Source organism: Pelomonas sp. BJYL3 (genome assembly GCF_027257975.1).
Classification (GTDB): domain Bacteria; phylum Pseudomonadota; class Gammaproteobacteria; order Burkholderiales; family Burkholderiaceae_C; genus Roseateles_B; species Roseateles_B flavus.
Genome location: NZ_JANZKX010000007.1, coordinates 41,933 through 56,653, shown reverse-complemented (window position 1 = coordinate 56,653; position 14,721 = coordinate 41,933). Strand labels below are relative to the sequence as shown.

Below are 14,721 nucleotides of genomic sequence, written 5' to 3'. Positions count from 1 at the left end.
AGACGGCCATTGACATCTCCTCGCCGCCCCGGCAGTCCCAGCCCATAATGAGCCCTATGAACACCCAGACCCCGATCAAGATCGAGCCCTTCAAGGTCGCCTGCTCCAGCTGCAATCTGCGCGAGCTGTGCCTGCCCGTCGGGTTGTCAGAGTCGGACCTGAACCAGCTGGACAGCCTTGTGGCCACGCGCCGCAACGTCTCCCGCGGGGACACCCTGTTCCGCACCGGCGATGCCTTCCAGTCGCTGTACGCGGTCCGCACGGGCTTCTTCAAGACCTGCGTGTCTTCGGAGGACGGTCGTGACCAGGTCACCGGTTTCCAGATGGCCGGTGAGCTGCTGGGCCTGGACGGCATCAGCAACGACCGCCATTCCTGCGACGCCGTCGCCCTGGAAGACAGCCAGGTCTGCGTGATTCCCTACAGCCAGCTCGAGGAACTCTCCCGCGAGTTCACCGACCTGCAGCACCAGTTCCACAAGATCATGAGCCGCGAGATCGTGCGCGATCACGGCGTGATGCTGCTGCTGGGCTCCATGCGCGCCGAGGAACGCCTGGCCGCCTTCCTGCTGAACCTCACGCAGCGCCTGCAGGCCCGCGGCTTCTCCGCCTCGGCCCTGGTGCTGCGCATGACGCGCGAAGAGATCGGCAGCTATCTGGGCCTCAAGCTGGAAACGGTGAGCCGCACCTTCTCGAAGTTCCAGGACGAAGGTCTGCTGGAGGTCAAGCAGCGCCAGATCCGCATCCTGAACCAGGACGGCCTGCAGAAGCTGGTGAACACCGCGCACTGCACCTGAGTGCACTTCACTTGAGCGGCCCTGCGCCTGCTCGATGATGGCAAAGCCCGCTACGCAGCGGGCTTTTTGCTTCTGGTGCGGCCAATGGCGCCGGACGGCGGCCGGTCAGCGCCTTTGCAAAGGCAAGACCTGACCCTCAGTGCGGCCAGCGCCGCGGCTGGCCAGGTGCCGGCTCGGGGGGCAGGGTCGCCAGCAGCATGGTCACGGCCGAGGCCAGGCTGATCAGCAGCCAGAAGGCCAGGAAGCTCAAGGTGTAGATGGCTTCGCGGCTCAGTTGCACCGGCGACAGACCGAACCAGCTGAGGTCCATGGGATCGACCAGCGCGAACACCAGCGCCTCGGTCACGCCGGCCATCACGAAGGCTGGCCAGAGGATGTGCATGGCCCATCGCGCCGGGCCCGGCTTTTCACCAATCAGTCCCATCCCGGTCTCCTCCACGATGGACTTCGAGGATTTACTTGCCGCTCGCAGGGCCGCCGGTGGCGGCATGGTTGCGGGCCGCGATGGCCGGCGCGAGCGCTGCGGATTGCGGACCGTCCGCGGCGCTGTCGGCGGAGAGACGCTGCTGGGTCTCGATCACCGGATCGGGATGCTTGAGGGCCACACCCAGGGTCACGAAGCTGGCCAGCACCACGGTGGCGGGCCCGCCCACCACCAGCCACATCATGCGCTCACGCCACCAGGCACGTGGTGCAGTCGAAGGGGATTGAATGTCAGCCATGTTTCGCTCCTAGCGGGGAACCACAAAGGTGGATTTCTCGACCAGCTGGCTTGGCACCTCGCTGGCGCTTGCATCGCGAACGATGCGGAAATGGATCTCATGGGCACCACCGCCCGCCGATTGTGCCGTCTGCGGCGGCAGGCGCAGCGCGACGGACACCCAGCGCGCCTCGGCCGGCCCCACGCTCATGTGCAGGGGCTGCGCCAGGGCCAGGCCCTGCAGGCCTTCGGCGGTGACGGTGTAGGACTGCGTCTGCTCGGTCGCATTCATGACCTGCAGACGGTAGACGTTCTCGATGTAGCCATCATCCACCAGGCGAGCCAGCGAGGCGCGATCCCGCACGACGTCGACCTTGAAGGGCGTGCGGGTCAGCATGTGCCAGAACAGGGCCACGCAGATCAGCACCAGGATGCTCGAGTAGATCAGCACGCGGGGGCGGAACATGCGGCGGATCAGCTGCGCGCGGCTGAGGTGCTCGCTGAGGCCGTTCTGCGTGTCGTAACGGACGAGGCCGCGCGGGTAGCCCATCTTGTCCATCACGCCGTTGCAGACGTCGATGCAGGCCGCGCAGCCGATGCACTCGTACTGCAGGCCGTTGCGGATGTCGATGCCCGTGGGGCAGACGTGAACGCACAGATTGCAGTCGATGCAGGACCCGAGGCCCGCGGCCTTGATGTCGATCTTGCGCCCGCGCGAGCCGCGCGGCTCGCCGCGCTCGGCGTCGTAGCTGATGATCAGCGTGTCCTTGTCGAACATCGCGCTCTGGAAGCGCGCGTACGGGCACATGTACTTGCAGACCTGCTCGCGCATGTGACCGGCGAACAGGTAGGTGGCAAAGCCATAGAAGAGCACCCAGAACAGCTCCCACGGCCCGAGTCCCAGAGCCAGCACCTCGGCCCCGAGGACCTTGACGGGCGTGAAGTAGCCGACGAAGGTGAAGCCGGTCCAGACTGCGAGCGCAATCCAGGCCAGCTGCTTGCCGCCCTTGCGGCCGAGCTTGTCCAGGGACCAGGGCGCTGCGTCCAGCTTCATGCGGGCGGCGCGGTCACCTTCGAACTTGCGCTCGATCCACATGAAGATCTCGGTGTAGACCGTCTGCGGGCAGGCATAGCCACACCACAGTCGACCGGCGACTGCGGTGAAGAGAAAGAGCGCATACGCCGAGATCAGCAGCAGCGCCGTGAGGTAGATGAAGTCCTGCGGATACAGGACGAGGCCGAAGATGTAGAAACGGCGCGCGCCCAGGTCGAACAGGACGGCCTGGCGTGCGTTCCACTCCAGCCAGGGCAGCCCGTAGAACAGGAGCTGCGTGAACCAGACCAAGGCCCAGCGCCAGCGGATGAACCATCCGCTGACGGCCTTGGGGTAAATCTTCTTCTGAGCCTGGTAGAGCGACACCATCTCACGGGCGGCGTCATCGCCCGGCAGGGCGGGGGACGAAGCATTCGAGGCGGTATCGCTGCTACTGCTCATGGGGATCAATCCTTGACGCGAGGGAACTTACTTGGCGGCGACGGCGGTGCCCTGCGACAGGCTCCACACATAGGCGCCCAGCACATGGACCTGCTCGGCACTCAGGCGCGAGGCATGGGCCGGCATGACGTTGTTCTTGCCGTTGTTGATCATGGCAATGACAGCGTCCTCGCCCCAGCCGTGCAGCCAGATCTTGTCCGTCAGGTTGGGGGCGCCGATCGCCTGGTTGCCCTTGCCGTCCGGACCGTGGCAGGCCGCGCAGGCGCCGAACTTGGCCTTGCCCAGCTGGGCCGCGATCGAGTTGTGCGGGCTGCCCGACAGGCTCAGCACGTAGTTGGCCACGTTCTTGACGTCCTCCGGGCCACCGACAGCCGCGGCCATCGGGGGCATCACGCCATTGCGACCGTTGCTGATGGTCTGCACGATGGTCTCGTGCGCGCCGCCGTACAGCCAGTCGTTGTCGGTCAGGTTCGGGAAGCCCTTGGAACCCTTGGCGTCGGAGCCGTGGCAGCCAGCGCAGTTGTTGGCGAACAGGCGCTCGCCGATGGCCATGGCCGACGGATCCTTGGACAGGGCCGCGGCATCCATGGCCTTGTACTTGGCATAGACGCCTTCCAGGGCCGCGCGGGCCTTGGCCTGCTCAGCCTCGTACTGGCCCACGCTGGTCCACTTCAGGCTGCCTTCGCTGCTGCCCAGGCCCGGGTACATGGCCAGGTAGATGCCGGAGAACACCACGGTGATCACGAACAGGCCCATCCACCAGCGCGGCAGGGGGTTGTTCATCTCACGCAGGTCCACGTCCCAGACGTGGCCCGTCGTGTTGTCATCGGCCATGACGCGGCGGCGGCTGGCGATGATCAGCAGCACCAGGCACAGGACCAGCCCGGCGATGGTGGCGGCTGCGACGAAGGTCGACCAGCCGCTGGAGAAAAAGTCACTCATTGCGGCCTCCTTGGGAGGAGATTGCGCCAGCGGTCTGATCGTCCATCAGGGGCAGACCGCCCAGCTCGTCAAAGGATTGCTTGTTCCGCTTGGAGAAGGCCCAGGACACGATGCCCAGGAAGATCACCATCGAGAACAGCGTGAAGGCGATGCGGATGTCATTGACGTCCATGAGGTGCCTCCTTACTTCTTCAGGGCGGTGCCCATCACCTGCAGGTAGGCGACGACGGCATCCAGCTCGGTCTTGCCCTTGACTTCCTCGCCAGCCTTGGCGATCTCGTCATCGGTATAGGGCACGCCGACCATGCGCAGGGCCTTCATCCTGGGCGCCATGTCGGCCGGGTCCACCACGGCCTTGGTGAGCCACGGGTAGGCCGGCATGTTCGACTCGGGCACCAGGTCGCGCGGGTTGTTCAGGTGGATGCGATGCCATTCATCGCTGTACTTGCCACCCACGCGGTGCAGGTCGGGACCGGTCCGCTTGGAGCCCCACTGGAAGGGGTGGTCGTAGACGAACTCGCCGGCCACCGAGTAGTGGCCATAGCGCAGGGTCTCGGCGCGGAAGGGGCGGATCATCTGCGAGTGGCAGTTGTAGCAGCCCTCGCGGATGTAGACGTCCCGGCCGGCCAGCTGCAGCGCGGTGTAGGGCTTCAGGCCTTCGACGGGCTGGGTGGTCGAGCGCTGGAAGAACAGCGGCACGATTTCCACGATGCCACCGACGACCACCGTCAGCAGCACCAGCACGATCATCAGGAAGTTGCTGGTCTCGATCTTCTCGTGACCGGAAACGGCGTGGTTGTTGTTAGCCATGTTGAGTTCTCCCATGCCTCAGGCGTGAGCCGCCACAGCGGGGACAGGTTGCGCTTGCACCTTGCCGACGCCGACCGTCTTCACCACGTTCCAGGCCATGATGACCATGCCGCCGAGGTACAGCAGACCGCCGCACAGACGAATGACGTAGAAGGGATAGGTGGCCTTGACGCTCTCGACGAAGGTGTAGACCAGGGTGCCGTCAGGATTGACCGCACGCCACATCAGGCCCTGCATCACGCCGGCGATCCACATCGCGGCGATGTACAGCACGATGCCCAGGGTCGCGACCCAGAAGTGCAGCTCGATGGCGCGCTTGGAGTACATCTCGGTGCGGCCGAACATGCGCGGGATCAGGTGGTACAGCGAGCCCATGGAGATCAGGCCCACCCAGCCCAGGGCACCGGAGTGCACGTGGCCGACGGTCCAGTCCGTGTAGTGGCTCAGGGCGTTCACCGTCTTGATCGACATCATCGGACCTTCGAAGGTCGACATGCCGTAGAAGGACAGGGACACGATCAGGAACTTCAGGATCGGGTCGTCACGCAGCTTGTGCCAGGCACCCGAGAGGGTCATGATGCCGTTGATCATGCCGCCCCAGGAGGGAGCCAGCAGCACCAGCGAGAACAGCATGCCCACCGACTGCGCCCAGTCGGGCAGCGCGGTGTAGTGCAGGTGGTGGGGGCCCGCCCACATGTAGGTGAAGATCAGGGCCCAGAAGTGCACGATGGACAGGCGGTAGCTGTACACCGGACGGCCGGCCTGCTTGGGGATGTAGTAGTACATCATCCCGAGGAAGCCTGCGGTCAGGAAGAAGCCCACGGCGTTATGGCCGTACCACCACTGCACCATCGCATCCTGCACGCCGGCGTAGGCCGAGTAGCTCTTGAACAGGCTCACCGGGATGGCGGCGCTGTTCACCAGATGCAGCAGGGCGACGGCGATGATGAAGGCGCCGAAGAACCAGTTCGCCACGTAGATGTGGCGGATCTTGCGGATGCCCACGGAGCCGAAGAACACGATGGCGAAGGACACCCACACCAGCGTGATCAGGATGTCGATGGGCCATTCCAGCTCAGCGTATTCCTTGCCGGAGGTGAAGCCCAGCGGCAGCGTGATCGCCGCGGCCAGGATCACCAGCTGCCAGCCCACGAACGTGAACCAGGCCAGGCCGGGCGCGAACAGGCGCGTCTGGCCGGTGCGTTGCACCACGTGGTAGGCCGTTGCGAACAGCGTGCAGCCGCCGAACGCGAAGATCACCGCGTTGGTGTGCAGGGGCCGCAATCGGCCATAGCTGAGCCAGGGAATTCCGAGGTTGAGCTCGGGCCACGCCAGCTGGGCGGCGATGACCACCCCCACCAGCATGCCCACGATGCCCCACAGGACGGCTGCGAGCGCAAACGCTCGTACGACGCCGTCCTCATAAACCGGCCCGGCCGGCTGAGCGACACTTGCCATTGACGTGCTCCTTCACACTTGATTGACCCCGGGATTTTTAGGGGATTACTTTGTTCATGGCTTGATCGCCATCAACCCCCTGAGATTCCTCATCCAGAATGCGTTCGCCTTCACGTTCCAGATCGTCCAATTGGCCACTGTTGATGGCCCAGCCGAACACCGCGACGATCAGCAGCACGAGCACCACCGACATCGGGATCAGCAGATAGAGAATGTCCATGTCATGCACCCTGCCCCGCGGGGTCAGGTCTTGCTATCCCGCGCCAGGCGCAGGGCGTTGAGGATCACCAGCAGCGAGCTGCTGGCCATGCCGATGCCCGCGGCCCAGGGCGGCAACCAGCCGGTCAGGGCCAGCGGGATGCAGGCGGCGTTGTAGAGCGCGGACCAGGCCAGGTTCTGGCGGATCACGCGGCGCGTCTTGAGGGCCAGCGCTCGCATGCGGGCCAGCTCGGACAAGCGGCCCGAGAGCAGCACGGCATCGGCCTGCGTGCGGGCGATCAGGGCGCCCTGCCCCATGGCCACGCTGGCATCGGCTCGCGCCAGCACCGGTGCGTCGTTGATGCCGTCCCCCAGCATCAGCACCTTGCGGCCCTGGCCCTGCAGGGCCTCGACCCGCGCCAGCTTGCCTTCCGGGCTGGCACCGCCGCTGGCCTGCTCGATGCCGACGGCCTGCGCAACCGCAGCCACGCGCTCGGGCCTGTCACCCGACAGCAGTTCCACCTGCAGGCCCAGCGCCTGCAGCGATTGCACGGCCTCCACGGCGTCCGGCCTGAGGGTCTCCTCGAACTGAAGCGCCAGGCGGGCCTCGCCCTCGCAGCCCAGCAGGAGCTGCGCCGAAGGCAGCGCTGCACAGGCCGGGGCGGCCCATCCGGCGGCGCCGAGGCGCCAGCGGCGGCCCTGCGCGTCGAGGGCTTCCATGCCCTGCCCGCGCACCTCGCGCACCTCGCGCAAGTCCGCTGTGCCGGAGGCCGGCTCGATGGAGGCCATCACCTCCAGCGCGGCCTTGGCATAGGGGTGCAGGGACTGGCGTGCCAGGGCCTGCATCATCTGCAGCGACCCGGCCTGCGGCGCCTGGGGCCAGGTCTTGCCCAGGCGCATGCGGTCCTCGGTCAGCGTGCCGGTCTTGTCCAGCACCACGGTGTCGACCTGCGCCATCGTCTCAAGCAGGTCGAGGCGCGACAGCAGCACGCCGCGGCGCGCCAGCTGGCCCGTCGCAGCGAGCCAGGCCGAGGGCGCGGCGAGCGACAGGGCGCAGGGGCAGGTGACGATCAGCACCGACACGGCCACCCATACGGCACGCGAGGGATCGATCCAGCTCCAGACCACGGCCGCACCGGCCGCAAGAAGCAGCACGCCCCACAGGAAGGGCCCCGCGGCACGATCGGCCAGGCGCAGCTGGGCCGGCCGCTGCGTCAGCGCGCTGCGCATGAGCCGCACGATGGACTCATAGCGGGTATCCGCCCCCAGCCCGCGCAGCTCCATCAGCACAGGTGCCTGCAGATTGAGGCTGCCTGCCACAAGCGCATCGCCGGCGCCCTTGCCCACCGGCAGGGACTCGCCACTCAGCAGAGATTCATCCGCCGCCGTGGCGCCTTCCAGCAGCACGCCGTCGCCCGGGAAAGCCTGGCCCACCAGCACGCGCACCCGGTCGCCCACCCGCAGCTCGGACAGGCCCACCGTCAGGAACTGACCGTCCGGTTGCTGGCGCTGCACCAGCTCGGGCAGGCGCTCGCCGGCCAGCTCCAGCGAACGGGCCACCTTGTGCCGCGCGCGCAGCTCCAGGTAGCGCCCGCCCAGCAGGAAGCTGATGAACATGGTCAGCGAATCGAAATAGACCTCATGCCCGAAGATGCCTGCGGGGTCGAAGACCGCACCGCTGCTGGCCACGAAGGTCACCAGCAGGCCCAGGGCCACCGGCACGTCCATGCCCAGGCTGCGGCTGCGCAGCTGGCGCCAGGCGGCGCTGAAGAAGGGGCCGGCCGAGAACAGCATCACTGGCAGGCTCAGCACCCATTCGCCCCACTGCAGCAGATTGCGCTGGTCGGGCTCCATGTCGCCCGGGCCGGCCACGTAGATGGGCGTGGCCAGCATCATCACCTGCATCATCAGGAAGCTGGCCACGAAGAGGCGCCACAGGGCCTGGCGGTGCTCCTTCTCGCGCAGCTGGCGCGCGGGCGCGGCGAGGTCCGGCACGGCGCCGTAGCCGGCGCGCTCGATGGCGGAGATCAGCCGCGAGACCTGCGTGCGGGCCGGATCCCAGGTCAGCTGAAGACGCTCGGCGGCGCTGTTCACGCGCGCCTCCTGCACGCCTGCCTCGGCCATCAGGGCGCGTTCGATGATGCCGGCGCAGGCGGCGCAGTGCATGCCCGCCAGCTGGAGCTGGGAGCGGCCCAGGCGGCGCCCGCCCTGGTCCAGCCACTCGGTATAACGGTCCAGCTGCGCCGCGTCGTCGCAGGCAGCCGCCGGAGGCAGGGGCGCCGAAGCAGCAGCACCTTCCGGTGAGGGCATTGCGGTGGCGCTCAGCGTGGCGCTCATGGGCGGTGGAGGTCCTGCTCTGGCTTGTGGGGCACGGACTCCGGCGGAATCCGTCAGGCCTCCAATCTAGCCAAACCGGCCGGCGCGGACATGACTTATATCAAGCCGACCGGCGTATTCCTCACGAACGCCACAGTCAGCCCTGCCGGGACTGGCCGCCCTGCGTACAAGCGGCCTTGTCACCCATCAGACCAGGGGCAGGCGCCAGACCAGCTCCAGCCCCGGGAACTCCGGCCGGCTGCGCACCTCCCAGCGCCCGCCCAGGCGCCGGATGATGTCGTGGGCGATGGCCAGGCCCAGGCCCGTGCCGTCCTGGGTCTGCACGTCGGCCCGTTCGCCGCGCCAGAAGGCCTGGCCCAGGCGGGGGAGGTCCGCCGCGGCGACGCCGGGCCCGTCGTCGCTGATGCGGATGCAGGCCCAGCCGTCCTCAGCCTGCAGGTGCACGCGGATGTGGCGCCCGCCGTAGCGCAGGGCGTTGTCCAGCGCGTTGCTGATGGCCTCGCTGAGCCACAGGGCGTGGGCCCGCGCCTCCAGCGGCCGCTCCGGCGGCTCGTCCAGCTGCAGCTGGATCTCGCTGCCGCGCCGCACGGCCTCCAGCGCCAAGGGCTCCACCGCCTCATGGATCAGCGGCCCCAGGGCCATGGGCTCCACACCCTGCAGCTGCATCAGCGCGGCCTCTGCGCGGGCCAGGGTCAGCAGCTGGGCGATCAGCTTGCCCATGCGCTCGCTGGACTGCTGCAGCCCCTCCAGCAGCGGGCCGGTCCGGCCGGCTGGCGCGCCGCCCTGGCTGCCCAGCTCCGCGGCCAGCTCCTGGCTCAGCACGCGCAGGCCGGCCACCGGCGTGCGCAGCTGGTGGGCAGCATCAGCCACGAAGCGGCGCTGCAGGGCCACGGACTCCTCCACATTGGCCAGCAGGCTGTTGATGCGCTCGATGAGCGGCAGCACCTCGGCGGGAACTCCCTGCACCGCCAGCGGCCGCCAGTCGCTGGGCTCGCGGCTGGCCACTTCCGCTGCCACGGCGCGCAAGGGCGCCACGCCGCGGCGTATGCCCCAGGCCAGCAGGGACAGCGTGAGCAAGCCAAGACCCAGGGTCGGCACCGCCATCACCGTCAGCACGTCCAGCACCAGCCGCTGGCGCTTGTGCAGGGTCTCGACCACGATGATGCTGACGTGCCGGTCCAGCATGGGCGAGGCGATGGAGAACAACGCCCCGCGCACGGCCTCATCGCCCATGCGGGCGTTGTAGAGCAGGGGGCGCTCGAAGGCGCGGCGCGAGACGCGCTGCCGGGGCGCAGGCACGGCAGCATCGCCTGCCAGCACCTGGCCCTGCTCGTCCAGCATGGCGTAGTTGCTGAGTTCGGTCTGGTCCCAGGTCAGCAGCTCGAAGTACTGGCGGCTGACGTCCAGCAGCGGGCCGCGGTCCGTCCAGACCACCTTGCCCGCCAGCGCGGTCGCCGAGTCCTGCAGGCCGCGGTCGAAGGCGGCATCTCCGGCCACCACCGCCAGCTCGTAGGCCCCGAAGGCCGCGACGGCCAGGCCCAGGGACCAGATCCAGGCCAGCGGCCGCAGCAGCTGGGCCCTGAGGCTGCGGGCGCGGCGGGGGCCGGCGGGCGGCGCGGCGCTGTCAGGCGTCGACACCGACCGTCTCGCCCGGCTGCACCTGGTCCATGGCGTAGCCGAAGCCTCGCACGGTGCGGATCACCACGCCCAGCTCCGCGAAACGCTTGCGCAGGCGGCAGACGTAGACCTCCACCGAGTTCTCGCTGAAGTCGGCCTCCCAGCTGGAGAGCCGCGCCACGATGGCGTCCTTGCTGACCACGCGGCCGGGGCGCTGCATGAGCATCTCGGTCAGGGCGTACTCGCGCGGGCTCAGGCGCACGATCTCGCCCCTGTGGCTCAGCTCCTTGTGCGCCAGATCCAGACTCAGGGCACCCAGCACCAGGCAGTCGCTGGTGCGCCCCTCGGCGCGGCGCTTGAGCGCACGCAGCCGGGCCACCAGCTCGCTGAGGTCGAAGGGCTTGACGAGGTAGTCGTCCGCGCCGGCATTGAGGCCGCTGACGCGGTCCGCCAGCTCGTCGCGCGCGGTCAGCAGCAGCACGGGCAGCTTCAGGCCCTGGGCGCGCCACTCGCGCAGCACGCTCATGCCGTCGACACCTGGCAGGCCAAGGTCCAGCACGGCCAGGTCGAACTGGGTCATCAGGCCCGGCGCCAGCGCGGCCCGACCGTCCTGCAGCAGGTCCACCTGCCAGCCCTCGCGCTCCAGGGCACGGGCCACGCCCAGGCCCAGGGCGGCATCGTCTTCGACCAGGAGCACTCGCATCGCACACCACTTACTGCAGGAGGGAGCCCTGGATTGTGCCGCGTGCGGGCACAAAAAAAGACCGGCGCAAGGGCCGGTCTTTCACTGAGACGGCGTTGCCGCCGCCCGGGCTCAGGCGAAGTTGGCCTGAGCGAATTCCCAGTTGACCAGGTTGGACAGGAAGGTCTCGACGAACTTCTGGCGCAGGTTGCGGTAGTCGATGTAGTAGGCGTGCTCCCACACGTCGACGGTCAGCAGGGCCTTGTCGGCGGTGGTCAGCGGGGTGCCGGCGGCGCCGGTGTTGACGATGTCCACGCTGCCATCGGCCTTCTTCACCAGCCAGGTCCAGCCGGAGCCGAAGTTGCCCACGGCGCTCTTCACGAAGGCTTCCTTGAATGCGTCATAGCTGCCCCACTTGGCATTGATGGCATCCGCCAGCGCGCCGGTGGGAGTGCCGCCGCCATTGGGCTTCATGCAGTTCCAGAAGAAGGTGTGGTTCCAGATCTGGGCGGCGTTGTTGTAGATGCCGCCGCTGGAGGTCTTGACGATCTCTTCCAGCGTCTTGTTCTCGAACTCGGTGCCCTTCTGCAGGTTGTTCAGGTTCACCACATAGGCGTTGTGGTGCTTGCCATGGTGGAACTCCAGCGTCTCGGCGCTGTAGTGGGGTGCCAGGGCGTCCTTGGCATAGGGCAAGGCGGGCAGGGTGTGTTCCATGGTGAGTCCTCTCTTTGTCGGTGAAGGAAGGAGCCGAGGTCCGCCGGGGAGCCAGGGCCCGCTGAATGAGGGCAAGGGCGCAGGGCCTCTTGCGGTGCCGGAGCATTGTAGGCAGAGCCTGCAAGACCCTCGGCAATCCAGGCGCTTTGATCTGCCTCAGTCTTTGGTGGCTTTGCGACGGCGCTTGACAGGCGGGGGTGATGCGCCGGCATCGCCGGAACTCGCCAGGGACAGCACCTCCAGCGAGGCCTCCCCATCCGCCAGCACGGCGCGCAGCTGCTGACCGGCCTGCAGCTGGTCGACGGAGGTGAGCGCCCTGCCCTGGCCGTCGTCCAGCCAGGCATAGCCCCGGGCCAGCACCTGCTTGGGATCCAGCGCCGCCAGGCGAGCCGCCAGGCCATCCAGCCGCTGCTGCCCGTTGCGCAGCAGCTGGGGCGCGGCCAACCGATGGCGCTGGGCCAGGTGGGCGAGGCGCTGCGACTGCAGCCCCTCCCAGCGAGGCAAGACCTGACCCCATCGCTGCGCCAGCAGGGCCACCCGGCGACGCTGGCGGGCCAGGCCCTCGGCGGGACGTGCCAGCCGCAGGGCGACGCGGTCCAGGCGCTGGGCCGCTGTGTCCAGCTCCCGGCGGACGCGGCGTTGCAGCACCTGCTCCAGGTGCGCCAGCTGCCCCAGGCACTCCTGGCGCGACGGTGCCGCGAGTTCGGCCGCGGCGGTCGGTGTGGGCGCTCGCAGGTCGGCGGCCAGATCGGCCAGGGTGATGTCCGTCTCATGGCCGATGCCCGCAATGACCGGCAGCTCGCTGGCCACGATGGCCCGCACCAGGCGCTCGTCGTTGAAGGCCCAGAGGTCCTCCAGGGAGCCCCCGCCGCGGCACAGGATCAGGAGCTCGGCGTCCCGCCGGGCATTGGCCTGGGCCAGGGCCGCCATCACGCTGGACGGCGCGTCGGCACCCTGGACCAGGCTGGGGTAGACGAAGACTTCCACCTGCGGCGCTCGCCGCGCCAGGGCGGTCAGCACGTCATGCAGGGCGGCGCCGGCAGTCGAGGTGATCACGCCAATGCGCCGCGGATAGGCCGGCAGCGCCCGCTTGCGATCGGCGTCGAAGAGGCCTTCGCCTTCGAGGCGGGCCTTGAGCCGCAGGAACTGCTCGTACAAGGCCCCCGCCCCTGCCCGGCGCATGGCCTCGGCCACGAACTGCAGGTCACCACGCGGCTCGTAGAGGGCGACGCGGCCGCGGATCTGCACCCGCTGGCCATCGGCCGGCTGGAAGTCCAGCATGGCCGCCGTGCGGCGGAACAGCGCGCAGCGCAGCAGCGCATTGCCGCCGTCGGCATCCTTGAGGCTGAAGTAGCAGTGGCCGCTGGCGGCGCGGGTGAAGCCCGAAAGCTCACCCTCCACGGTGACACTGGCGAAGCGGCTGGAAAGGCTGTCGGCGATGGCCCGCACGAGGCCGCCCACCGTCCAGGTGAGCCGTGCCGATGCGGGTTTGAAGCCCTCATCCATGCGCCAGCCCAGTATCCATGCGGGTCCAGAACTCCACAGCCGCGCCAATCAAGGCTTTGCGGGCCATTCGCCTTGTCATGTCTGCGTCACAGACACATAAACGCTTGTTTTTCAAGACCTTTTTCCTGCCCAAAAATGCGGCAATCTGAGCCAAACCTCGATTTGACGGGCCCTGCCGACCTCAGGTGACAGCTTGCCCACAAAGTTATCCACAGGCTCGGTGGATGACTTGGCGCCCCCCGGTCCGGCCCCGCTGCCACGCGGGCCCTGCTGTGCGAAGGACTCACGTCTACTTGCAAACCTGGGTCCGGGCGGGGTGGCTTCGCGCCATAATCCCGCGCGCAGCCTCGCAGCTGCAGACCTGCGAAACCGTCGAGGGGTAGCCTTTGTTTTCGATCATACAAGCCGCTGGCTGGCCGATCTGGCCCTTGCTTCTGTGTTCCATCATCGCCATGGCCCTGATCATCGAGCGCCTGGCCAGCCTGCGCCCGCAGCGCATCGCCCCGCCCAAGCTGGTCGAGGAAGTGATCGCCGTCACCCAGCAGCAGATCCCGCCGGCTGACGTCGTCAACAAGCTGGCCGAGAGCTCCCTGCTGGGCCAGGTGCTGGCCACCGGCCTGCGCGCCAATGTGCTGGAGCCCCGGATCCCGGAGTCCAAGCTGCGCTTGACTTTCGAGCTGGCCGGCCGCGGCGCCATCCACCAGCTGGAGCGCTACCTCAACACCCTGGGCACCATCGCCACGGCGGCGCCGCTGCTGGGCCTGCTGGGTACGGTCGTGGGCATGATCGAGATCTTCGGCAGCCAGGGCCCCAGCGGCAACAACCCGGCCCAGCTGGCGCACGGCATCTCCATCGCGCTGTACAACACGGCCTTCGGCCTGATCATCGCCATCCCCGCGCTGATGTTCTACCGCTACTTCCGCGGCCGCATCGAGGCCTATGTGCTGGAGATGGAGGAGTCCTGTGACGCGCTGCTGAGCCACCTGATGCGCCTCTCGCAGGGCGGCTCGCGATGAAATTCCGCCAGCGTCAGGGCGAAGAGCCCGAGATCAACCTGATCCCCTTCATCGATGTGCTGCTGGTGATCCTGATCTTCCTGATGCTGTCCACCAGCTACTCGAAGTTCACCGAGCTGCAGATCACCCTGCCCACGGCCAGCGCCGACCAGCTGAAGGACCGGCCCAAGGAGATCATCGTGGCCGTGTCCGCCGATGGCCGCTACGCCATCAACCGCCAGGTGGTGGAAGGCCGCTCGGTGGAGATGCTGGCCGCGGCCCTGGCGCAGGCGGCGCAGGGCAGCGAGGGCATCGATCCCGAGACCACGGTCACCGTGTCGGCCGATGCCGCCGCGGCCCACCAGTCGGTGATGAACGTGATGGACGCCGCCCGGCGGGTGGGCCTGGCCCGCCTGACCTTCGCCGCCCAGGGCCCCGGCAGCCCTTGATGACCCCATGACCGCCCCCAGCGC

Annotated in this window: 16 protein-coding genes; 3 read left to right on the top strand and 13 right to left on the bottom strand. The window is 68.1% G+C overall.

All coding sequences use genetic code 11. From position 1 onward, the window contains the following. Nucleotides 1-56 precede the first annotated feature (56 nt). Nucleotides 57-794 carry a fumarate/nitrate reduction transcriptional regulator Fnr gene (gene fnr, locus O9Y01_RS19580; protein ID WP_269633302.1) on the top strand — a complete coding sequence of 246 codons (738 nt, stop codon included), beginning with the start codon at nt 57-59 and terminating at the stop codon, nt 792-794. Between the two features lie 136 nt (nt 795-930). Here fnr and O9Y01_RS19575 read toward each other — a convergent pair whose 3' ends face one another. From O9Y01_RS19575 to xseA, 13 genes are all read right to left on the bottom strand, one after another. Continuing rightward, nucleotides 931-1,218, bottom strand: coding sequence for a hypothetical protein (locus O9Y01_RS19575; protein WP_269633301.1), 288 nt, complete (start codon nt 1,216-1,218; stop codon nt 931-933). A gap of 31 nt (nt 1,219-1,249) precedes the next feature. Beyond that, the gene (locus tag O9Y01_RS19570; protein WP_269633300.1) at nt 1,250-1,516 is read right to left on the bottom strand and encodes a hypothetical protein; all 267 of its coding nucleotides are present in this window, start codon (nt 1,514-1,516) and stop codon (nt 1,250-1,252) included. 9 nt (nt 1,517-1,525) lie between these two features. Beyond that, a complete protein-coding gene (gene ccoG / locus O9Y01_RS19565; protein ID WP_269633299.1) occupies nt 1,526-2,989 on the bottom strand; it encodes a cytochrome c oxidase accessory protein CcoG in 1,464 nt (487 codons plus the stop codon). A gap of 27 nt (nt 2,990-3,016) precedes the next feature. Continuing rightward, nucleotides 3,017-3,931: a cytochrome-c oxidase, cbb3-type subunit III gene (ccoP, locus tag O9Y01_RS19560; protein ID WP_269633298.1), complete on the bottom strand. Its 915-nt coding sequence runs from the start codon at nt 3,929-3,931 to the stop codon at nt 3,017-3,019. Further along, entirely contained in the window at nt 3,924-4,103 is a 180-nt protein-coding gene (locus O9Y01_RS19555) for a cbb3-type cytochrome oxidase subunit 3 (RefSeq protein WP_269633296.1), read from the bottom strand. The genes ccoP and O9Y01_RS19555 overlap by 8 nt, the downstream gene beginning before the upstream one ends. Nucleotides 4,104-4,114: 11 nt before the next feature. Then, complete coding sequence (gene ccoO / locus O9Y01_RS19550) at nt 4,115-4,741, bottom strand: cytochrome-c oxidase, cbb3-type subunit II (RefSeq protein ID WP_269633295.1); 627 nt, start codon at nt 4,739-4,741, stop codon at nt 4,115-4,117. A gap of 18 nt (nt 4,742-4,759) precedes the next feature. Beyond that, nucleotides 4,760-6,199, bottom strand: a complete 1,440-nt coding sequence (gene ccoN, locus O9Y01_RS19545; protein WP_269633294.1) for a cytochrome-c oxidase, cbb3-type subunit I — start codon at nt 6,197-6,199, stop codon at nt 4,760-4,762. A gap of 37 nt (nt 6,200-6,236) precedes the next feature. Continuing rightward, nucleotides 6,237-6,419, bottom strand: coding sequence for a cbb3-type cytochrome oxidase assembly protein CcoS (gene ccoS, locus O9Y01_RS19540; protein ID WP_269633293.1), 183 nt, complete (start codon nt 6,417-6,419; stop codon nt 6,237-6,239). Between the two features lie 23 nt (nt 6,420-6,442). Beyond that, nucleotides 6,443-8,734 carry a heavy metal translocating P-type ATPase gene (locus tag O9Y01_RS19535; RefSeq protein ID WP_269633292.1) on the bottom strand — a complete coding sequence of 764 codons (2,292 nt, stop codon included), beginning with the start codon at nt 8,732-8,734 and terminating at the stop codon, nt 6,443-6,445. Between the two features lie 186 nt (nt 8,735-8,920). After that, nucleotides 8,921-10,372 (bottom strand): sensor histidine kinase, encoded by a 1,452-nt coding sequence (locus O9Y01_RS19530; RefSeq protein WP_269633291.1) that lies wholly within the window; start codon nt 10,370-10,372, stop codon nt 8,921-8,923. Continuing rightward, nucleotides 10,359-11,054, bottom strand: a complete 696-nt coding sequence (locus tag O9Y01_RS19525; RefSeq protein WP_269633290.1) for a response regulator — start codon at nt 11,052-11,054, stop codon at nt 10,359-10,361. Before O9Y01_RS19525 ends, O9Y01_RS19530 begins: the two co-directional genes overlap by 14 nt. 111 nt (nt 11,055-11,165) lie before the next feature. Further along, nucleotides 11,166-11,747, bottom strand: a complete 582-nt coding sequence (locus O9Y01_RS19520) for a superoxide dismutase (protein WP_269633289.1) — start codon at nt 11,745-11,747, stop codon at nt 11,166-11,168. Between the two features lie 156 nt (nt 11,748-11,903). Further along, nucleotides 11,904-13,253, bottom strand: a complete 1,350-nt coding sequence (xseA, locus tag O9Y01_RS19515; RefSeq protein ID WP_269633288.1) for an exodeoxyribonuclease VII large subunit — start codon at nt 13,251-13,253, stop codon at nt 11,904-11,906. A gap of 386 nt (nt 13,254-13,639) precedes the next feature. On the opposite strand from xseA, the gene O9Y01_RS19510 reads away from it, so the two are divergent. Together O9Y01_RS19510 and O9Y01_RS19505 are read left to right on the top strand one after the other, a co-directional pair. Next, nucleotides 13,640-14,269 (top strand): MotA/TolQ/ExbB proton channel family protein, encoded by a 630-nt coding sequence (locus O9Y01_RS19510; RefSeq protein ID WP_269633287.1) that lies wholly within the window; start codon nt 13,640-13,642, stop codon nt 14,267-14,269. Continuing rightward, nucleotides 14,266-14,697, top strand: a complete 432-nt coding sequence (locus O9Y01_RS19505) for an ExbD/TolR family protein (protein WP_269633285.1) — start codon at nt 14,266-14,268, stop codon at nt 14,695-14,697. The genes O9Y01_RS19510 and O9Y01_RS19505 overlap by 4 nt, the downstream gene beginning before the upstream one ends. The last annotated feature ends 24 nt before the right edge of the window (nt 14,698-14,721 follow it).